16 protein-coding genes, 1 tRNA gene and 1 pseudogene are annotated in these 19,907 nt (G+C 66.1%); 6 read left to right on the forward strand and 12 right to left on the reverse strand.

Annotated elements, in window-relative coordinates; genetic code table 11:
* Positions 1–95 precede the first annotated feature (95 nt).
* From KY499_RS09425 to KY499_RS09440, 4 genes are all read right to left on the reverse strand, one after another.
* Positions 96–542, reverse strand: coding sequence for a hypothetical protein (locus KY499_RS09425; protein WP_219885278.1), 447 nt, complete (start codon positions 540–542; stop codon positions 96–98).
* A gap of 1 nt (position 543) precedes the next feature.
* Positions 544–705: a hypothetical protein gene (locus KY499_RS09430; RefSeq protein WP_219885279.1), complete on the reverse strand. Its 162-nt coding sequence runs from the start codon at positions 703–705 to the stop codon at positions 544–546.
* A gap of 78 nt (positions 706–783) precedes the next feature.
* Positions 784–1,140 carry an N-6 DNA methylase gene (locus KY499_RS09435; RefSeq protein ID WP_219886971.1) on the reverse strand — a complete coding sequence of 119 codons (357 nt, stop codon included), beginning with the start codon at positions 1,138–1,140 and terminating at the stop codon, positions 784–786.
* 130 nt (positions 1,141–1,270) lie between these two features.
* Positions 1,271–2,923 (reverse strand): cellulase family glycosylhydrolase, encoded by a 1,653-nt coding sequence (locus tag KY499_RS09440; RefSeq protein WP_258190685.1) that lies wholly within the window; start codon positions 2,921–2,923, stop codon positions 1,271–1,273.
* Between the two features lie 367 nt (positions 2,924–3,290).
* Between KY499_RS09440 and KY499_RS09445 the strand changes: the two genes are divergently transcribed.
* The 3 genes from KY499_RS09445 to KY499_RS09455 all read left to right on the forward strand — a co-directional run bounded on the left by KY499_RS09445 (position 3,291) and on the right by KY499_RS09455 (position 5,857).
* On the forward strand, positions 3,291–4,514 hold the full coding sequence (locus KY499_RS09445) for an MFS transporter (protein ID WP_258190686.1): 1,224 nt from the start codon (positions 3,291–3,293) through the stop codon (positions 4,512–4,514).
* 125 nt (positions 4,515–4,639) lie between these two features.
* Positions 4,640–5,566 (forward strand): hypothetical protein, encoded by a 927-nt coding sequence (locus tag KY499_RS09450; protein WP_219885281.1) that lies wholly within the window; start codon positions 4,640–4,642, stop codon positions 5,564–5,566.
* A gap of 36 nt (positions 5,567–5,602) precedes the next feature.
* The gene (locus tag KY499_RS09455) at positions 5,603–5,857 is read left to right on the forward strand and encodes a hypothetical protein (RefSeq protein ID WP_219887066.1); all 255 of its coding nucleotides are present in this window, start codon (positions 5,603–5,605) and stop codon (positions 5,855–5,857) included.
* A gap of 148 nt (positions 5,858–6,005) precedes the next feature.
* Here KY499_RS09455 and KY499_RS09460 read toward each other — a convergent pair.
* The 7 genes and pseudogenes from KY499_RS09460 to KY499_RS09490 all read right to left on the reverse strand — a co-directional run bounded on the left by KY499_RS09460 (position 6,006) and on the right by KY499_RS09490 (position 12,557).
* Positions 6,006–6,852: pseudogene (locus KY499_RS09460) on the reverse strand (aldo/keto reductase).
* A 125-nt stretch (positions 6,853–6,977) separates the two neighbouring features.
* The gene (locus tag KY499_RS09465; protein ID WP_123256809.1) at positions 6,978–7,445 is read right to left on the reverse strand and encodes a hypothetical protein; all 468 of its coding nucleotides are present in this window, start codon (positions 7,443–7,445) and stop codon (positions 6,978–6,980) included.
* 7 nt (positions 7,446–7,452) lie between these two features.
* Positions 7,453–8,094, reverse strand: a complete 642-nt coding sequence (locus KY499_RS09470) for a bacterial proteasome activator family protein (protein WP_123256808.1) — start codon at positions 8,092–8,094, stop codon at positions 7,453–7,455.
* 170 nt (positions 8,095–8,264) lie between these two features.
* On the reverse strand, positions 8,265–8,456 hold the full coding sequence (locus tag KY499_RS09475; protein WP_123256807.1) for a YbdD/YjiX family protein: 192 nt from the start codon (positions 8,454–8,456) through the stop codon (positions 8,265–8,267).
* The gene (locus KY499_RS09480; RefSeq protein WP_123256806.1) at positions 8,456–10,756 is read right to left on the reverse strand and encodes a carbon starvation CstA family protein; all 2,301 of its coding nucleotides are present in this window, start codon (positions 10,754–10,756) and stop codon (positions 8,456–8,458) included. The genes KY499_RS09475 and KY499_RS09480 overlap by 1 nt, the downstream gene beginning before the upstream one ends.
* Before the next feature lie 167 nt (positions 10,757–10,923).
* On the reverse strand, positions 10,924–11,460 hold the full coding sequence (locus tag KY499_RS09485; RefSeq protein ID WP_219885282.1) for a PadR family transcriptional regulator: 537 nt from the start codon (positions 11,458–11,460) through the stop codon (positions 10,924–10,926).
* A 113-nt stretch (positions 11,461–11,573) separates the two neighbouring features.
* The gene (locus tag KY499_RS09490) at positions 11,574–12,557 is read right to left on the reverse strand and encodes an NAD(P)H-quinone oxidoreductase (protein ID WP_123256804.1); all 984 of its coding nucleotides are present in this window, start codon (positions 12,555–12,557) and stop codon (positions 11,574–11,576) included.
* A gap of 166 nt (positions 12,558–12,723) precedes the next feature.
* On the opposite strand from KY499_RS09490, the gene KY499_RS09495 reads away from it, so the two are divergent.
* Positions 12,724–12,811 (forward strand) — tRNA-Ser (locus tag KY499_RS09495).
* A 176-nt stretch (positions 12,812–12,987) separates the two neighbouring features.
* Here the strand turns inward: KY499_RS09495 and KY499_RS18205 are convergent.
* Complete coding sequence (locus tag KY499_RS18205; protein WP_258190688.1) at positions 12,988–13,935, reverse strand: endonuclease domain-containing protein; 948 nt, start codon at positions 13,933–13,935, stop codon at positions 12,988–12,990.
* Positions 13,936–14,262: 327 nt separating this feature from the next.
* Between KY499_RS18205 and KY499_RS09505 the strand changes: the two genes are divergently transcribed.
* On the forward strand, positions 14,263–15,030 hold the full coding sequence (locus KY499_RS09505) for a VOC family protein (protein WP_219885283.1): 768 nt from the start codon (positions 14,263–14,265) through the stop codon (positions 15,028–15,030).
* A 312-nt stretch (positions 15,031–15,342) separates the two neighbouring features.
* Positions 15,343–19,881, forward strand: a complete 4,539-nt coding sequence (locus KY499_RS09510; protein ID WP_219885284.1) for an ExeM/NucH family extracellular endonuclease — start codon at positions 15,343–15,345, stop codon at positions 19,879–19,881.
* Positions 19,882–19,907 lie beyond the last annotated feature (26 nt).

A 19,907-nucleotide genomic window follows, 5' to 3' on the forward strand; every position in this document is an offset into this window, starting at 1 on the left:
GTGGGGAAACATATCAGACCGCTTCCGGCCGATCAATAGGACCATCTTGGCGGTGTATTCCCTGCTCCAGTCCCTTCGTTGTGGCGGCACAGCCGCTAGAGGGCCTTGGTGAAGCGGCGGTCGGCGCTGAGTGCGGTCCGGGTCCGGGTCCGGGTGGCACCGAAGGAGGAGACGAACGTTGCGGTGAACGTGCCGTCCCCGGTGCGCTCAATGGCGGCGACGGTGAAGGTTTCGCGGCCCGGCATGTGGGACCGCCAGGAGGCGTCCGCGAATTCGAGGACGTCACCGACGGCGAGCTCATCGGCGCGGACCGTGTTGACGACCGGGAGCTTCGCGGCGCGGACCGTGTTGACGACCGGGAGCTTCGCGGCGCGGGCGGCCAGAGTTTCGTCGAAGATGCGGCCGACGAGTTCCATCTTCTGCTTCTCGTGGCGTTCCACTCCGGCGCAGAAGAACACACGGTCCAGGTCCGGGACGGCCGCGGCGTATTCGGCCCAGGAGTTCAAGCGCTCGGGAGCGTACATCCCGAAGACCAATTCCACTTCATCGGTGATGCGCTTTGCGGCGACCCTCCGTAGCGAACATGCGGTTGTAGATGAACTGTCCCTCGCGAACTTGGTACAGCGACGTCGCCTTCATGTCAGCGTCCGGCTGCAGTTCTCGGGCGAAGACTCCCTCGGCGTACCACTTCACGCCCAGGTTCACGTAGGTCTCCTCAGAATTGACCTTGAATTTGTCGTCTATTGATGAGTGAGCTCTCCGAGCTTCGCCCGCTTCCAGCCCTCACGCATCGAAGCCCGCCGCCTTCAGCTCGGTAGCCAGCGTTCCCTGTGCTTCGAGGAGACGATCCTGGGCAGCGAACATGGCCGTCAGGGCGCCTTCGACGTCGGCTTCCGCGGCTGCGGCGCCCTTGATGTACCGGCCGATGTTCAGGTCGAAGCCGTTCTCGGCGATTTCGTCGTGGTGGACGAGCCGAAGGCTCAGACCGCCGTCACCGTCAATGTCGAGGCCCTGTTTGTAAGCGGCGTCGATGCCCTCGATGTCCTCATCAGATAGGGTGTTCTGGTTCTTGACGGCCTGGTAGCGGGCTGTCGCGTCGATGAACAGGACGCGGTTTCGGCGTTCCTCGGGCCCCGGCAGCGCCGAGACGGATGATCACGTTTTTCAATTGTTCCCCCAGTAATGAACCAGCCGGTGTGCTTCGGCCCATCTCAGGGCAACTATAACTGGCCGACCGACACCCGAGCCCGCGAACCCCGGGGCGCACCCGCTACCGCACGGTAAGCACCGGATTGACGGGAGGTTTCAGCGAGTCGACCTGCAGGCCCACGGTTGCCTTTTGGCCAGCCGCCAACTTCGTAACCCAGTCGGAGCCGCTGCACGTGACCGACACCTTCGGCACCACCGTGCACTTGAGACCCCAGGAGTTCACGACGCGCGTCACGTTAGGGTCTTTCCAGCTCACGCTCCAGCCTGAAACCGCACGGAGCCCCGTGACGCTGATGTTGGCCACGTAGCCGCCCGTCCAGGAGCTGGACAGTTTCCAGACCGCACTGATCGCCGGGCCCGACGTCGGGATGGGCGCGGCAGTCGCTGTCGGCGAGGCGGTGGGCGTCGGGGTGGGCGTGGCAGTCGCTGTCGGAGCAGGCGCGGCAGTCACTGTCGGCGTGGCGGTCGGCGTCGCTGTCGGAGCGGGTCTTGGCGTCGTGCCGCCCAGGAGCGGGGCGAGAGCAGCCAGTTTGGCCGCCTCGGGGGTGCGCCAGTCCGCCTGGACCAGTCCGCCGGTGTCCCCGCTATTGGGGTTGTAGGACCAGTACGCGAAGCTCATCGAGTTGCTGCCGAGGTAGGAGACGATCTTCTCCATCCACTGCTTGTCCGACGTCGTCTGCAGCATCGTCCCGAATTCGCCGAGCAGGACCGGCGCGATGCCCTGCTTCTGGAGGTAGCCCCAGTTCTTGTCCCAGATGCCCGGGAGGTTGTTGGGGTAGTTCGCGTCGCTGAACCACTTCTGGTTGTAGACAGAAGCCGGGTAGTCGTGCGGGGAATAAACGACGCGGTTCGGCGTCACGAGTGTTACCGGTTTGGCGCCTGCATCGGCGAGTCCGCCGCCCCACCATGTGGATGTGCCGTTCCCCTGGTTTTCAATGCCTTCGACGAGGATCAGCAGGTTCGGGTTGGCCGCCAGGACAGCGTTGCCTGCCCGGGTGGCCGCTGCGTGCCAGTCGGTGGCAGCTGCGCCGCCCCAGGTGGCTGCGCCTGCCGGTTCGTTATGGAGGTCGGCTCCGATCACGGTGGAATCATTCTTGTACCGGGCGGCGAGCATCTTCCAGTCCGAGATCCACCTCGACTCAGGATAGGCGGAGGTATACCAGAGCGCGGACTGGCTGGCGGAGGACGGACGATGCCGGTCCAGGATGATGCTCAGTCCATTGGCTTTGGCGCGGGCGATCACCGTGTCCATCAGGACCAGCGGCGTCTTGCCCTCCAGCCCGTACGCCCGGTTGGCCCAGTAGTTCATGTTGCCCTTGATGGATGTTGCCGCCAGGCACTCGTTCGAAAACGGCAGGCGGACCGTATTGAACCCCATCGCCTTAATGGCAGACAAGGCATCATCAATGGTCAGGGTTCCCCACAGTCCGTGCGGCATGCAGTCTGTCGTCTCCATGCCGAACCAGGAGACGGCTTTGATCGTGAACAGCTCATTGTTGGAGTCCAGAATGCTGCTTCCGGCCGTGTGCAGCCACCCGGTGGGCGGGGTCGAGGATCCGGCGGACACGGCAGCGCCGCGCGGTCCCACGGCATGTGCCACTGCTGCGAACAAGGGCAGGGCGAGTCCTGCGGCGAGCGCGGAGCTGACGAGTCCGGCAGCGATGGCCCGGCGTCGTCGACCGGCATGGCGTGGTGTGTTCGAAAAGAGCTTCACAGTTCCTCCGCGTGGCATTGGTAAAAGGGCCGGGAGGTTGACAGGCCTCCGGGCCTTTAGCATTCGGGTCCCCCCGGCCCGCACAGCGCGGAGCGGCGTACAAAAAGTACCAAACGGGCTGAGGAAAAGATGCACTTTGGCGAATATTTCCTTTTCGGCCCTGTCGTGGCGCCTCACCTCACCGCCGCGAGGTGCTGTTGGGCCGGCCGGTGCATTGCCATTTGCTCCCGGCGTCGGTAAGCCTTGGTGGGTGGAATGGCCACGCCGTAGGATTCCTGCCGGAGAACGGGCGCCCCGGACGGGGGCTCCCGGCAGAACGCCTCGTGCCCTGCGGCGGTTGGCATGGGGTCCGGTCGTCGGTTTTGGAATGGTCAGCCTTGCCGCCGATGTCGTGTCCGATGGCGCGCGGCCGCTTGCGGGCCCGCTTCTGGCCCAGCTCGGCGCGTCCGCGCTCATGGTGGGGCTCGTGACCGGCGGTGCCGAAGCCGCGGCCCAGGGCCTCCGGCTGGTGTTCGGTCCCTGGGCGGACCGGACGAGAAAATACTGGACCTTCACGCTGGCCGGCTATGCGCTGACGGCTGTCTGTGTCCCGCTGCTCGCGGCGGCTCCCGCGGCAGGGGCCGCCGGGCTGGTCCTTGCCGCGGTCCTCATCATCGGAGACCGGGTCGGCAAGGCGGTACGCAGCCCGGCAAAGACCGTCCTGCTGGCCGCCGCCACAAAGCCCGTCGGACGCGGCCGCGGCTTCGCAGTCCACAAGGGACTGGATCTTGCCGGAGCACTGATTGGGCCGCTGATCGTCTCCGCGGTGCTGGCCGCTACCGGCTCCCTGTCGTGGGCCCTTGCCGTGCTGGCTGCCCCCGCGATGGTCGCAATTGTGCTGTTGGTGCGGCTGCGGCGCCGGGTCCCAGGGCCGGACGCGGTCCAGGGCCAGGGCCCGGATCCTTCCGCCCACTCCGATGACGGGTCCGGAATGGCGTCCGCCGGCGAGACAGCGATCCCCCGCCCCGGGACGCCGCCCTTCTTCTCCCGCACTTTCGTCCTGTTCGCCGGCGCCGGATTCTTCTGGAACGCCGGACTGGTGGCCTTCGGCGTCATCTCGTTCCATCTCACCACCGAGGTTGCGGTTGCTGTCTCCGTGATTCCGCTGCTGTATGCGGGGGCGATGGGCGCTGCGGCGCTGGGCGCTTTGATGACCGGCCTCCTCTATGACCGCGCCGGAGCGGCCGTGCTGTTGACTCTGCCCGTGCTGATCGCCGCCATCCCTGTCCTGGCCCTGGCACCGGACGCCGGACTGGTGCTCGCCGGCGTCCTGATCTGGGGAACTGCCACGGGGATCCAGGATTCCACGGTGAAGGCGCTCATCGCCGACCTGGTGCCGTCGCAGCGGCAGGGCACCGCTTACGGCGTCTTCGCGGGACTTGCAGGTGCAGGCGCCTTGGCGGGAGGGGCTCTTTACGGGGTGCTTTTCGACGCCCGGCCCGCTCTCATCGCCGCCGTGGCCACCTTGCAGGCCACGGCCCTGACGCTGCTGATCGTAGCCCCGAGGACAAGCCGGAAAACCGGAATTCCGGGGCGCGGCGGCCCTGCCTGACCGGCCCCGGGCATGGACTCCTGGACAGGCCAGGCAGGGCGGCGAGTCTGCACACCGCCGGTTAGGTCCGTTTACCCACCGGCAGCCGATTCCTTCCGGCACGTACGGACTCCTATGCTTTCTGTATGGGAGAACCGGATCTGCCGGCAGTTGCCGGCCCCCTCTATGCCCTGCCGTTGACCGAATTTGTGGCGGCCAGAGCGGCCGCCGCCAAGGGCGTGCTGGCCGCGGGCCCGGCCACCGATGAGCTGCGCTCCCTTGCGGCGGCAGTGCGTTCCCTCGCCAAGCCCTCCCTGGCGGCGTGGGCCGTCAACATGCTTGCGGCCCACCATCCCGCCATTCTCCAGGAACTGGCATCGCTTGGGGCGTCCATGCGCGCCGCGCAGTCTGCAATGGACGCCGCAGGACTCCGCAGCCTGGGCCAGCAGCGCAGGCGCCTCCTGGCGTCCGCGCTGGAAACGGTCCGCACGGTGACCGAACAGCAGGGCCGCAGGATCAGCGGCCCTGCTGCCGCAGAGGTCGAGCAGACGCTGCGCGCCTTAACTGCCGACCAAGGAGCAGCGGACGCAGTGAGGAGCGGCCTGCTGCTCCGGTCACTGACCGCGGACGGACTCGACGCCGTCGACCTCTTGGGTGCGCTCGCGGTGCCAGGCAGCCCGGCCGCCGGCAGGGAATCGGGCAGACCTGCCGGACAACCGCTGCTGCGGGCCGTACAGCCCGCACCGCGGGCCCATGCACCGGCGGCGCGGGAACGGGCCGCCGCCGGGCTGAAGGCGGCCGAGCAAGCAGCCCGGGCAGCCGCTCAAACGGCCGACCATCGCGGGCAGGACCATGCCGACGCTGCAGCCCGCGTCACCCGTCTGGCCGACGAGGTCCGCACGCTCCAGGAGGCGCTCACGCGGACCGCGGATGAACTGAAGCAGGCCCGGAAGGAGCACGCGCTGGCCGAAGCCGAGGCGGCGCGGTCGATGCGTGCCGCCGGGCTGGCACGGCGCCAGGAGGTCCTGGCCACGGAGCGGGTACTGCGCCTTGGCAACACGCCGGAGCAATGACGCATCACTGTCGGGGGTCGGCCGCAGACTGGATTTATGGAGAACAACCAGGATTTCCAGAGCAACGAAAATTCAGGCACCGCCCGGACAGCGGGAAACCGCACCGCGGGACGTCCGGCTGACGCATGTTTTGAAGTGACGTACCTGGACACCCGCTGCGGACTGATCCGCAGTGAGCTCTTTGACGACGCCGCCGCGGCGGACCGGTTCGCCAGCCGGTGTGTCGCGGACGAGGACGGCTGGGCCGTCGTCGATGCAGTGCACCCCGGGGAGGGCCGCGCCGCCGCCTGACCGGGCCGCGGATCGCAACGCGTACAGCGGCGGCAACGCTTCGGGGACGCGCCGGACCGCAGGAAGGGCCCCACCCGTGACGGGTGGCGGCCCTGCTGCGGTCCCTGGTTCAGCCGCCGGGATTTATCCTGACGGCCGGGCCGTGGGCTTAGGCGAAATCTGAAACCGCCGGGTCGGCTCCGATCCGTCCGGCACCTTCAGCGGAGCGGTCCAGTCCGTCGATGGCCTGGAGGTCGGTCTCGTCGAGGCTGACGTCCAGGGCCGCATAGTTCTCGCGAATCCGGGATTCCGTCACGGACTTCGGGATAACCACGTTGCCGATTGCCAGGTGCCAGGCGATGACCACCTGCGCGGGGGTGGCGTTGTGCTTGGCTGCGATCTGGCCGATGACCGCGCTCTCAAGCAGTTCCCCGCCTTGGCCCAGCGGGGACCAGGGCCTGGGTAAGGATGCCGTGGGCGGCGTCAAATTCGCGCAGCGCGGACTGGTTGAAGAACGGGTGCAGCTCAATCTGGTTGATGGCCGGGACCACGCCGGTCTCATCGATCAGGCGCTGCAGTGCCTCCTTGGTGAAGTTGCAGACACCGATCGTCTTGACCCGGCCCTGCTTCTGCAGCTCAATCAGGGCCTTCCAGGTCTCCACGTACTTGTCCTGCTTCGGCTGCTCCCAGTGGATCAGGTACATGTCGAGCGTTTCAAGGCCCAAGCGTTGCATCGAGGCGTCGAATGCGGCCAGCGTGGAGTCGTAGCCCTGATCCGAGTTCCACACCTTGGTGGTGATGAACAATTCTTCCGGCTTGAGTCCAGACGCCTGGATGGCTCGGCCGACGCCGGCCTCATTTCCGTAAATCCTGGCGGTGTCGATGTGCCTGTACCCTGCCTCGAACGCCTGGATGACGACCTTTTCCGCCACGTCGTCTTCAACCTGCCACACCCCGTAGCCAAGCTGGGGGATGGTGTTTCCGTCATTGAAAGTCAGTTCAGGTGATGAAGTCATACTTGTATCGTGCCGATTCAGGCGTCATTCGGCCAGCGCGTGAGCTGATCTAAGCTAGGCGCGTAACCCCGAATTGCTGCGGCATTACGGGAATAAATACAGGTGTTGCCAGACCCGGACGTCGCTCAGCCGGAGACCCTGTCGTCCCCGGCTGTCTCCGCCAGCCGCCGCTCGGCGTCGCTGACCTGTTCGAGCACCGATTCGGCACGCCGCCGTACGGACGACGCTCCGTTCGGCACCGGACCAACCGCGAGCCGGAGCATCGCTGCGGCCTCTGCTGTTGTCGCCAGCGAGTTGCCCGCCGTGGACAGGCAGCGGTGGACGCCGGCGAGTGCCCCAGGTACATTCATCCCGTCGCTCGGCGCACGCCGTTGGGCTTCAACACAGATCCGCCGTACACGCACGGAGGCCGCGGACAGTTCGTTGGCGACGTCGACGAGCTCGGCGTACAAGGCCTCGTCCTCCACGCCTTCGAGGACCTGGTGATAGCGGTCCAGTCCACGGGTGAAGCGGTCGTGGGCCCTCCGCCAGAGGCCTTTGCCGAGTTCTGCGTCGTCTTTGCGTCCCTGCCGGACGGTACTGAAGAATCCCAAGGCTGCCTTAGAGATACTGTCCGGGGCCGCGGTCAGGATCGGCGCTGTCGGGGTTCGACGACGGCTCCGGACCCGGTCTGGGCGCTGCTGCGCGCTGTGGTTCGCCGTTCTCGCCGATGATGACGCCCGGCGCGATCATGGTCCCGGGCGGCAATTGGCGCAGCTGCAGTTGCGCGGCCGCGTGCTCACGGGCGGCGTGTTGCGCTGCGATGGCGGTCTGGATCCCGTGGAAGAGCCCTTCGAGCCAGCCGACCAGCTGGGCCTGGGCGATACGGAGTTCAGCGTCCGACGGGGTGGCCTCATCGGCAAATGGCAAGTGGATGCGCTCAAGCTCCGCGACCAGCTCCGGAGCTAGCCCGTCTTCGAGTTCCCGGATGGAACGCTGGTGGATCTCAGCCAGACGTGCGCGGGCTGCGTTGTCCAGCGGCGCCGACTTCACCTCATCCAGCAGCTGCTTAAGCATTGTGCCGATCCGCATGACCTTGGCGGGCTCATCGACGAGGTCCTGAAGCTGGCTTCCCTTGGCCCGGCCGGCCGGCGCGGCCGATCCCATTGCCTGGGGATCAGCTGCCACGAATGGGGTGCCCTCCACGGGAGTCCCCTCCACCGGCAGATCTTCAGCTGACTGGGTGTCGTCCTGATCGCGCATGGCTTCATACTCTCATGTAGCAGCGGATGGGGAACGGACGGCGCGGGGGTCCCGCCCGGCCGGCGGTGGCGATACAACGCATCGGAGGTGCCGCCGTCGCGCTTTAACGGGGAACCGCCGGTCACTCTCGTAACCGGCGGCCCCCCAAAAATATGCGCGAAGCCCGGAGGTCAGCAGCAGCGACCCTGCGGGTTGCTGTCCTGACGATCGGTGCGGTCGCGCCAGAACTCGCGTTCAGTCATTGGAGCGTCCGCATGGCCGGTGGCCGTGTGGTGCTCCAAATACTTTGTGTAGGCGTCGGCGCCCATGATCCCCTTGAAGTACGTGGCGAACCCGCGGAAACCACCAGCAACCGCACCCATCAGTGGTGTCCCGCCTTTTCCAGCCGCTGATCGGCCGGCAGTTCATCCCATTCCGCCATCAGCTCCCGTTCCGCCGGCGTCGGGATGAGCCCTGACGGGGCGAAGACGCGGGAGGCCCGCGGCCGGTCCTCGTTGTCCACCATCGGCATACCTGCCGAGTGGTCACGGAAGGCCTTGATGGTGGCCAGGATCGCGGCGATGATCACGATGATGCTCAGCACCACAAAGACGATCGAAAGGATGCCCTGAATCATCGTGTTGCGGACCACTGCTTCCATGGCCGCCTGGGTCTTGGCGGAGCCGAAGGCGGTCTTGCCGTCGGCGAGGGCCTTGCTGAACGCGGCATTGTTGGCGAAGTAGCCCACCGCGGGCGTGGTGGAGAAGATCTTCTGGAAGCTGGCCGTAATGGTCACGACCGCAGCGAACGACAGCGGAACGACGATGATCCACAAGTACTTGAACGAACCCCGCTTGGCCGCGATGGCCATGCACACCGACAGCGCGATGGCGGCGAGCAGCTGGTTCGAAATGCCGAACAGCGGCAGGAGCGTGTTGATGCCGCCGAGGGGATCGGTGACGCCCATCATCAGCACGGCGCCCCACGCAGCCACCATCACGGCAGTTGTGACCCAGGCGCCCAGCCGCCAGGAGTGCTCCTTGAACTTCGGGACGAAGTTGCCAATCGAGTCCTGCAGCATAAACCGCGCGACGCGGGTGCCGGCGTCGACGGCGGTCAGGATGAAGAGCGCTTCGAACATGATGGCGAAGTGGTACCAGAAGGCCATCATGGCCGGACCGCCGATGAACTGCTGCATGATGTGAGCCAGGCCGACGGCGAGGGTCGGGGCGCCGCCGGAGCGGGAGATGATGCTTTGCTCGCCAACGTCCTTCGCGGTCTGCGCCAGCATGTCCGGGGTGAGGTTCACGCCGGACAGCCCCAGCGAGTTGACCCAAACGGCTGCCGTTTCCACGGTGCCGCCGGTCAGTGCTGCGGGGGCGTTCATGGCGAAGTAGATGCCGCGGTCGATAGAGAGGGCCGCAACGAGGGCCATGATGGCGACGAAGGACTCCATCAGCATGCCGCCATAGCCGATGAACCGGGTCTGGCGTTCCTTCTCGATGAGCTTGGGCGTGGTGCCGGAGGCGATCAGGGCGTGGAAGCCGGACAGGGCGCCGCAGGCGATGGTGACGAACAGGAACGGGAAGATCGAACCGGAGAACACCGGGCCGTTGTCCCGGCTGGCGAATTCGCTGAAGGCCGGGACGTTGATTTCCGGGCGGACCACGATGATGGCAACGGCGAGCATGCCGATGACGCCGATCTTCATGAAGGTGGAGAGGTAGTCGCGCGGGGCCAGCAGCAGCCATACGGGCAGGATCGCGGCGATGAAGCCATAGATGATCAGGCCCCAGGCGATGGTGACCTTGTCCAGGTGGAACATGGCGGCGCCCCATTCGGTGCCCGCGACGGCGCCGCCGCCAATGATGGCGGCCATCAGCAGTACGAAGCCGATAATGGAGATTTCCATGACCTTGCCGGGACGCAGGTAGCGCAGGTAGACACCCATAAAGAGGGCAATCGGAATGGTCATGCCGACGGAGAAGACACCCCACGGGCTTTCGCCCAGCGCGTTGACTACAACGAGGGCCAGGATCGCGACGATGATGACCATGATGAGCAGCGTGGCAATCAGGGCCGCGGTGCCGCCGATAACGCCGAGTTCCTCGCGGGCCATCTGCCCCAGGGAACGGCCGCCGCGGCGCATGGAGAAGAACATCACCAGGTAGTCCTGCACGGCGCCGGCGAAGACGACGCCGAGGATGATCCACATGGTGCCCGGCAGGTAGCCCATCTGGGCCGCGATGACCGGGCCGACGAGCGGGCCGGCGCCTGCGATGGCGGCGAAGTGGTGGCCGAAGAGGACGTTGCGGTCGGTGCGGACGTAGTCCTTGCCGTCAGCTTTGTACTCGGCGGGGGTGGCGCGGCGGTCGTTGGGCCGCAGCAGGTGCTTCTCAATGAACTTGGAGTAGAAGCGGTAAGCGATCAGGTAGGTACAGACGGAGGCGAACACAAACCAGATGGCGTTCACGGTCTCGCCGCGGATGATGGCGAGCATAAACCAGGCCACGCCGCCCAGCAGCGCAATGGCGGCCCACAGTGCGATCTTGCCCGGAGTCCAGCGGCGTTCTTCGCCGTCCCGGACGGCATCGTCAACGGCTGTGGCCGGAAGGGACGGATCCGGCGTGATGCCGTCGTCGAGTTGTGCGGTACTTGGCCCGCCGGTGGGTGTCACACCCATGTCTCCTCCTTGAGAAACCCTGCAAAAAGGGCCGACTGTGCAGCGCCGACCCTAAGGGACCTTATCAACATGTTGCAGGTCACATGACCCTGCTGCGACGAGCGGCTGAGTTGGCGCGGTGAGCGGTCGGGCGCACGCCTTGGAGCGGGGTGTGAAGGCGGTTTTTCCTAGCCGGAGAGGCCGGCGAGTTGCACCAGACGCGCTTCACAGAGGTCCAGCCAGCGGATCTCCGCCTCGGTCTGGAAGATGAGCGAGTCGAGGATCAGCATCTTTGCGGTATCGGCTGGCCGCTGGAGGGCGGTGGTGTCGCGCCGGGACTTCGAATACTCCTGCAAAGCGCGGAGGGAGACTGCCCGTTGGGCCTGAATGATGGCGCCGGCGTCGGGCCCGGGGATGGTGAGCGCAAGTGCGAGCTTGATGGCCAGTTCGTTCCGTGGCGGATTCGGGCGGGCCACGGACGAGGTGAACCAGCCTCTGACTTCGATTCGTCCGGCGGGAGTGATGCTGTACATCACGTGGCCGCCGTCGTCTTCGCCGTCTCTGCAGACGAGGCCGTCCCGTTCCAGCCGGTCCAGGGTGGTGTACACCTGGCCGACGTTCAGCGGCCACGACGCACCGGTGCGGTCCTCGAACTCGGTACGGAGTTGGTAGCCGTAGCGTGGACGGTCCTGCAGCAGCGCCAAAAGACTGTGGCGGATGGACATTGGGCTCCCGGATGTCGAGGAACCACACAGCATACACGCGCCCCAAGACGCGTGTATACCGCGTATGAGGTCACCATATCGCTTTTCGGCGGCCGCCATCAAACCGCAGTTGCCTACATGACCAGCAGTACTTTTCCTACGTGATCGCCCGAGTCGAAGTACGTGTGGGCGGCACCGGCCTGGGCCAGGGGGAATGTTTTGGCAACCAGGGGCCGGATCCGCCCGTCGGCGATCAGCGGCCAGACGGCGTCGCGGACGGCGTCCATGATCACGGTCTTTTCTTCCACCGGCCGCGGCCGCAGCGCCGTTGCGATGATTGCGGCCCGTTTCCGCAAGAGCTCGCCCAGATCCAGTTCGGCTTTGATCCCGCCCTGCAGGCCGATCACCACAAGCCGCCCGTAAGCGGCCAGGGCCTCGACGTTCCGGCCAAGATATTTGGCCCCGACGACGTCGAGGATCACGTCCGCGCCTTTGCCTCCGTTCTGCGCCCGGAGGCTCTCCGGGAAGTCCTCCTCGGCGTAGTTAATCGCAATATCCGCTCCGAGGAAGGCCGTCGCCGTGGCGACCTTCTCCGCCGTGCCCGCCGTCGTCGCCACGTGGGCGCCAAGAGCCTTCGCGAGCTGGATGGCCATGGTGCCGATGCCGCCCGTCGCGCCGTGGATCAGCACGGTTTCACCCGGCTGCAGCTGCGCCGTCATGATGAGGTTGGAGTAGACCGTGGCCGCAACCTCGGGCAACGACGCCGCGGTGACCAAATCAACGCCGTCAGGAATACGCAGGACCTGCCCGGCCGGAACCGCCACCTGCTCGGCGTAGCCGCCTCCCGAAAGCAGCGCTACCACCTTGTCCCCCACAGAGAACGGCTTGCTGACGCCGGTGCCGAAGCCTGCGATTCGACCGGAAACCTCCAGTCCCGGGATCTCTGAGGCGCCCGGCGGCGGCGGGTAGTAGCCTTTGCGCTGCTGGACATCCGCACGGTTCAGCCCCGCGGCGACAACGTCGATCAGCACCTCGCCGGGACCGGCGACCGGCGCCGCGACCTCACGAACCTCCAGAACCTCGGGTCCGCCTGGCTCTGAGATGAAGACAGCCTTCATGGGAAACTCCGATTCTTCACTGGCTTAATGCACTCGGTGCCGCGCACGCAGGCACGGCACTACCTCCCCCCAGAATAGGGGGCGGTGCCGCACGAGTCCGCTCTGGACCGCTCTGGACCACGGCGTTTTTGTGGCAGCCGACTGCCTATGAAAGACTACTCGTTAGGGAAGGTTGTCCGAGCGGCCGATGGAGCTGGTCTTGAAAACCAGTGTGCGGTGACCCCGTACCAAGAGTTCGAATCTCTTACCTTCCGCGAATAATGCCCCCGGTGGCTGCGATTGACGCAGAAACCGGGGGTATTTTGCGCCGGTCGCAGGTCCGGGCGGTGGGTTCGGGCGGTGGGTGCCGAGTGGGCAGGTTACGGCGGTTGCGAAGCCTGCATCGGCCCTGATCTGCCCACCCGGTTCCCGCTCGGTGCCTACCGGCGGGTCACCCGGACCAGCCCTGCGCCCGGAGGGCCTGCCGAACACGGACGAGCACCCAGTCCTCGCCATTGCGGACGTCAAAGACGTTGAGGACAAGTTGCCGCCAGCCAGCGTCCGCGGTGCGCTCGTTCCGCACCGCATCTGCATGCTGCTGGGCTGGCGTGAGGTGGTGCCCGCCGTCGTACTCAACTGCCAGCCGATACTCCGGGCACGCCAGATCGACCCATAGTGGTCTGCCCTGGAGATCCAGCACGGCGTGGTTCGGTTCAAAGGCTGGTAGGCCTGAGCGGCCGAACAGCAGCCGAAGACGTGTTTCCGGCGGCGAATCGACACCGTTTCGGGCGAGGTCGAGCGCCTTGCGCAACAACACCAGCCCGGCGACGGGTCGTTTTTGCTGGACAAAACGGACGAGATCCTCGAGCGGAAGGCGGGCGGTCCTGGGATGCATGTAACGGGAATGCTGGCAGATCAGATCATCGGCAATCACAACGATGTCTTCCAGCCTCAGGGTTCCCGTCCCGGCGAGATCCAGCATGGTCCGGGGTATCGAAGTCACAGGGACCCCTTGCAGCACCACGACCTCCGAGGTGTCCAACCGGGCACGGTGGCCGACGACGCCCCTACGACGTGGGGCTGCGGATCCAGTCCTCGTCAGATGCAGCAGACGGGTTGACTCCGGTGCCCGGGGGCCTGCCACAGCGGCGGGAAGTTTGAACGCGTGGATCTCGGCAGCGGAGAAGTGACTCACCGTGTCCGCTGTCCCGAGCCGCGTGTAGGGCCGGGCCCGGGCCAGCAGTGACTGCTCCACACCGGAGGGCACCCTGATGCCGCGGCTGGGCACGTGAAGGTCCTTGGCCCGGGTCCGTCCTTGGGAGAGGCCCAGCAAGCGCCCTTCGTCGATGGTGAACGAGCCCGCCGCAAGCGGTCCGGGCAGGGGCTTTGCTGTCGCCATCCGACCATTAGGCCACATCGCTGCCGGCCGCGCGCAGGGTTATCCACAGGCGGGGTCCCCGCGGTATGGCGGGCCGGCCGGGCCTCTGCGAGACTGAGCAGGCTCCGGGCAGATCAGAGCGGATTCGCACTGAAAATCGGCCCCGATCTGCCTACGCGGCCGCACGTCACCCCATTTCTGGGCCTGTGGTGATGAGTCCGAACCCAATTCTTCCAATCCATTGAAACCGTCGGTGCCTGCGCATAGTGTCGCTTTCGTCTCCATCACACACACGAATGCGGCCGGGGCCCTACCTGTCCCGGCCGCAGAAGAGAGCAGGAGCCCTCAATGCCAACGCCCGCACATCTCAACGGCGCACCATGCTGGATCGACCTGATGACCTCAGACGCCGAAAAAGCCAAATCCTTCTACGGCGAGCTCTTCGGCTGGACATTCGTGGCCGGTGACCAGGAAAAATACGGCGGCTACATTACCGCTTCCAAGAACGGCAAGAGCGTGGCCGGCCTCATGCAGAAGCAGGAAAACCAAGCCGGCATGCCGGACATCTGGTCGACCTACCTGCGTACTGACGACGCCGCGGCCTCCGCGCAGGCAGCAGCCTTACACGGCGGCCAGGTCTACATGGAACCAATGGACGTCCCGGAGCAGGGCCACATGGCCATGTTCGGTGATGCCACCGGCGCCGCCGTCGGCATCTGGCAGCCGCGCGAGATGACTGGCTTCGAACTCACCGCCGAGCCGGGAACCGCGGTATGGCACGAGCTGCTCGCCAAGGAATACGACAAGGCGGTGAAGTTCTACCAGGACGTCTTCGCGTGGGACACGCACGTCCTGAGCGACTCCCCCGAGTTCCGCTACACCACCCTCGGCGAAGAAAACAACGCCAGAGCCGGCATCATGGACGCCGCCGGGATTCTCCCCGAAGGTGCCCCCTCCATCTGGGTCGTCTACTTTGGTGTGGACGATACCGACAACGCCGTGGAACGTGCGGTCTCGATGGGAGCCTCGGTGGTGCATCCGGCCGAAGACAGCCCGCATGGCCGGAACGCAACCCTGACGGACCCGACCGGCGCGCTGTTCAAGATCATCGCCTAGTCCGGGTCGCGTCGACGCAGGATTTCCGCAGGAATGCGGTGTGGTTTCCGCGCGCTCCTACTGGCCGGTAACCTGTGACCTGGAACACTCCTTCCGGCGCCGGTGCTGCACCGCTGCAGGCCTGGCGTCGGCTGCGAGGCGTTCCGCTGGGGCGGTCCCGCCGAGTGCACATGCAATCCATCCTGTGTTCATTCACCCCTGCTTTGCTATGCCGGAAACTGCTCGACCACAGGCAGTGACCGGTCCGCGTGCACCACCCCAGGCACCTCCCACTCCGCCCCTACCGGGGCCACCTAATGAAAGTTAGAGCGGATGAAATACATAAGTTGGAAGACAGCGCTGGGCACAGCGCTGTCGGCAGCGCTCGTAGCAACGCCACTGGCGGCCGCGCCGGCGTTTGCTGTTGACGCCCCACCCGCCGGTTCGTCTCCGGTCGTTATCAGTGAGGCCTACCTGAGCGGCGGCAGTTCCGGGGCCGCCTTCAAGAACAAATTCGTGGAGCTGTACAACTCCTCGGACGCAGCCGTCTCGCTGGAGGGCTGGTCCCTGCAGTACCGCACGGGCACAGGCACCGGAACCCCGACCAGCGTCACGGCGCTCAAGGGCAGCATTCCGGCCAAGGGCTACTACCTGGTCAAGGGCGGGACGAACAGTAATGCTTCCTCTCCCTCCACCGCCCCCGAACTTCCAGCCGCCGATGTCGAGGCCACCGGCTTCAACCCCGCCGGCACCATCGGCACGATCGTTCTCGCCAAGCAGTCCGGGGCGCTCAATCCGCTGGCCAGCGGCTCCGTGATCGAGCCCGCCAACGTCGCGGACCTCCTCGGCTACGGCACCTCCAATACGTTCGAGGCTCAGGCGGCAACGGCGCCGTCGAGCAACACCGACGTTAAGAGCCTGAACCGCAGCAACGGCACCGACAGCAACAACAACAAGACCGACTTCACGCTCAGCGCCAGCGTCACTCCGACGGCGGCCGGCACCCCGGCGCCCGCCCCTGAACCGGACCCCGCTCCGGCTACTCCGCCGGCTGTCAAGGCCATCAACGAAATTCAGGGCAACGGCGCTGCCAGCCCACTCGTCGGCAACTCCGTCACGACGCGCGGCAAGGTCACGGCCGCCTACCCCACCGGCGGCTTCGCCGGTTACTACCTGCAGACCCCCGGCACCGGCGGCGACCTGGCCGGGCACACGGCGTCGGACGGGATCTTCGTCCACTCTCCCGCGACCGTCGGCTCGGTCCAGATCGGCGACTACGTCGAAGTCACCGGCACCGTCAGCGAGTTCTTCGGCCAGACGCAGCTCAGCGTCACCGACGCCGCCGGTATGGCCAAGCTGACCGAGGCCGCCCCCGAGGTCAAGCCCACCACCTTCACGCTGCCCGCCGACGAGACCGTCCGCGAAAGCCTCGAGGGTATGCTCCTGGCACCGCAGGGACCGGCCACCGTCTCGGATAACTACGCCCTCAACCAGTACGGCGAAATCGGTTTGGCCGGCGGCACCACGCCGCTGGAGCAGCCCACCGCCGTCGCGGAATACGGCTCCGCCACCTACACGGCGACTGTGGCGGCCAACGCCGCGCGTGGCATCAAGATCGACGACGGCGCCACGACCAACTTCTTCAGCGCGGCCAACAAGGCTCTGGCCCTGCCGTACCTGACCACCACGGAACACGTCCGCGTGGGCTCGCCGGTGACGTTCAGCACGAACGTGGTCCTGGGCTATGCCAACAACGCCTGGAAGCTGCAGCCGCTCACGGCCCTGACTCCGGATAACGCCGGCAGTGTTCAGCCGGTCAGCTTCGGATCCACGCGCACCGAGGCGCCTGCCGCCGTCGGCGGGAACCTGAAGCTCGCGTCCTTCAACGTGCTCAACTACTTCCCCACCACCGGCGACCAGCTCACCGGTTGCACGTTCAACACTGACCGCGCCGGAAACCCCATCACGGTCAAGGGCGGCTGCAACGTCCGCGGCGCCGCCAACGCGGAAAACTTCGAACGCCAGCAGGCCAAGATCGTCGCCGCCATCTCCGGCTCCGGCGCGGACGTCGTGACGCTCATGGAGGTCGAAAACTCGGCCCAGTTCGGCAAGTACCGCGACGAAGCGCTCGCCAAGCTGGTCGATTCCCTCAACATCGCGACGCCCGGCATTTGGGACTACGTCCGGACTCCCGCCAACGCTCCCCCGCTGGCCGACGAGGACATGATCCGCACCGCGTTCATCTACAAGAAGGCCGCCGCCGAACCGGTGGGCGAGTCGATCATCCACAATGACACCACCGCTTTCGCCTCCGCCCGCAAGCCGCTGGCCCAGGTCTTCAAGCCCGTTGGTGCCGGGGATGACAAGAAATTCATCGCTATCGCCAACCACTTCAAATCCAAGGGCTCCGCCGCCACCCCGAATGACACCGATAAGGGCCAGGGCAACTCGAACCTGGCCCGCACCGCGCAGGCCAAGTCCCTGCTGGCGTTCTCAAATGACCTGCAGGCGTCCAAAGGCACCGACAAGGTCTTCCTGATCGGCGATTTCAACGCCTACGCCAAGGAAGACCCGATCAATGTCTTCACGGCCGCCGGCTACGTCAACCAGGACGAGAAAGCCAAGAACGCCGATGGCTCCGCAAAGCATTCCTACCTCTTCGGCGGCTTGGTAGGCTCGCTGGACCACATCCTGGCCTCCCCCGCCGCCAACGCGGTGGTGACCGGTGCGGATATCTGGAACATCAACTCCGTGGAGTCCGTGGCCCTTGAGTACAGCCGCTTCAACAACAACATCACCAACTACTATGCCGCGGACCCGTTCCGGGCCAGTGACCACGACCCGGTGGTGGTCGGCCTGAACCTGCCCGCCACAGTTGAGCTGAACCTCCTTGGAATCAACGACTTCCACGGCCGGATCGACTCCAACACCGTCTTCTTCGCGGGAACCATCGAGAAGCTGCGGGCCGCTGCCGCACCGGGCGCCACGGCCTTCCTGTCCTCCGGAGACAACATCGGAGCTTCCCTGTTCGCCTCGGCCGTCGCCAACGACCAGCCCTCAATCGACGTGCTGAACGCCCTGGACCTGCGCGCCTCGGCGGTTGGCAATCATGAGTTCGACGGTGGCTTCGCTGACTTGCGGGATCGTGTCATCGCCGGCGGGTCGAACGCCAAATTCCCCTACCTGGGTGCCAACGTCTACAACAAGGGCACCTCGGAACCGGCGCTGCCGGAATACACGGTGTTGGACCTGAACGGCATCAAGGTCGCCGTGATCGGGACCGTCACCCAAGAGGCGCCCTCGCTGGTCACCCCGGCCGGAATCGCGGAGCTTGAGTTCGGCGATCCCGTCGACGCCATCAACCGCGTCGCAGCGAAAATTAAGGCCGGCAGGCTCGCGGACGTGATCATCGCGACCAACCACGACGGCGCCGGTTCCGGTGTGCCCGAGGGATCCACCATTGAGCAGGAAGTCGCCGCCGGTGGCCCGTTCGCCAAAATGGTCACCCAGGTCAGCCCGGATGTCGCTGCGATCTTCAACGGCCACACCCACAAGCAGTACGCGTGGGATGCCCCGGTCCCAGGCGCGCCGGGCAAGACCCGCCCGATCGTGCAGACCGGCAACTACGGCGAATACATTGGCCAGATTCAGCTCACCGTCGACACGGAAACCAAAACCGTGACCGGGTACAAGGTCGGGAACGTCAAGCGCACCACGACGGCGGAACAGCCGGCCGCCGATCTGGTGGCACAGTTTCCGCGGGTAGCGGCAGTCAAGACCATTGTTGACAAGGCCTTGGCCGAAGCGGCCGCCGTCGGCAACCAGCCGGTCGGCAAGGTGACCGCGGACATCACCACCGCCTTCGCGGGTTCCCCGGCCGTGCGCGACGACCGCGCCAGCGAATCCACGCTGGGCAACCTCGTCGCGGATGTGCTCGTCGACACGCTAAAGACACCCGAACTCGGGGGCGCCGAAATCGGCGTCGTCAACCCGGGCGGGCTGCGCAACGAGCTGTACTACGCCCCGGACGGCACCATCACGTACGCCGAGGCCAACGCCGTGCTGCCGTTCGTGAACAACCTCTGGACCACCTCGCTCAATGGCGCCCAGGTCAAGACACTGCTCGAGCAGCAGTGGCAAACCAACCCGGACGGCACGGTCCCCAGCCGCTCCTACCAGCAGCTTGGGCTGTCCAAGAACGTCAACTACACGTACGACGCCGCCCGGGCCGCCGGGGACCGGATCACCTCGATCCGGGTCAACGGCGCACTGATTGACCCGGCGAAGTCCTACCGGATCGGAACGTTCAACTTCCTGGTTTCGGGCGGCGACAACTTCCGGGTCTTCAAAGAAAGCGCCAACGCCAAGGACTCCGGGCTCGTGGACCGGGAGGCCTGGATCGGCTATCTGCAGGGGCATGATCCGGTGGCGCCGGACTTCGCCCGCCGCAGCGTCGCCGTCGTGAACACCACGGCGGCCGAGGTCAAGGGCGGGGACGCCATCACGCTGACCGTCTCCAAGCTCGACCTGACCTCGCTCGGCAGCCCGGCCAACACCGCGCTGCGCGCGTCGTTCACCGATGCCAGGGGCGTTGTCACCGACCTGGGTTCAGTGGCGGTTTCCGGCGGCGCGGCGACGGTTGATCTGAAGGTGCCCGCTGGAGCAGCGGCCGGAGCCGGTGTCCTGGTGCTGACCGGAGTCGAGTCCGGGACCGTGGTCAAGGCCGCCGTCACCGTCGCAGCAAGCGAGCCGGTCCCGCCGACGTGCCAGGCCCCGGTGAAGCCGCAGCGGCCTTCCGATAACGCGGGCCAGGAGAATTACGGCACCGCGATGGCGGCCTACCGCAAATGCCTCAAGGACTCCAAGGACTAGCTACCCCGCCCTCCGCCACTGAGCAT

Source organism: Arthrobacter sp. PAMC25284, assembly GCF_019443425.1.
Taxonomy (GTDB): Bacteria; Actinomycetota; Actinomycetes; order Actinomycetales; family Micrococcaceae; genus Arthrobacter; species Arthrobacter oryzae_A.

Excerpts from the sequence above, each read along its gene's own strand:
- KY499_RS09445 (WP_258190686.1), top strand. The coding sequence starts at position 3,291 with ATGGTCAGCCTTGCCGCCGATGTCGTGTCCGATGGCGCGCGGCCGCTT.
- KY499_RS09450 (WP_219885281.1), top strand. The coding sequence starts at position 4,640 with ATGGGAGAACCGGATCTGCCGGCAGTTGCCGGCCCCCTCTATGCCCTG.
- KY499_RS09455 (WP_219887066.1), top strand. The coding sequence starts at position 5,603 with ATGGAGAACAACCAGGATTTCCAGAGCAACGAAAATTCAGGCACCGCC.
- KY499_RS09470 (WP_123256808.1), bottom strand. The coding sequence starts at position 8,094 with ATGCGCGATCAGGACGACACCCAGTCAGCTGAAGATCTGCCGGTGGAG.
- KY499_RS09475 (WP_123256807.1), bottom strand. The coding sequence starts at position 8,456 with ATGGGTGCGGTTGCTGGTGGTTTCCGCGGGTTCGCCACGTACTTCAAG.
- KY499_RS09480 (WP_123256806.1), bottom strand. The coding sequence starts at position 10,756 with ATGGGTGTGACACCCACCGGCGGGCCAAGTACCGCACAACTCGACGAC.
- KY499_RS09485 (WP_219885282.1), bottom strand. The coding sequence starts at position 11,460 with ATGTCCATCCGCCACAGTCTTTTGGCGCTGCTGCAGGACCGTCCACGC.
- KY499_RS09490 (WP_123256804.1), bottom strand. The coding sequence starts at position 12,557 with ATGAAGGCTGTCTTCATCTCAGAGCCAGGCGGACCCGAGGTTCTGGAG.
- KY499_RS18205 (WP_258190688.1), bottom strand. The coding sequence starts at position 13,935 with ATGGCGACAGCAAAGCCCCTGCCCGGACCGCTTGCGGCGGGCTCGTTC.
- KY499_RS09505 (WP_219885283.1), top strand. The coding sequence starts at position 14,263 with ATGCCAACGCCCGCACATCTCAACGGCGCACCATGCTGGATCGACCTG.
- KY499_RS09510 (WP_219885284.1), top strand. The coding sequence starts at position 15,343 with ATGAAATACATAAGTTGGAAGACAGCGCTGGGCACAGCGCTGTCGGCA.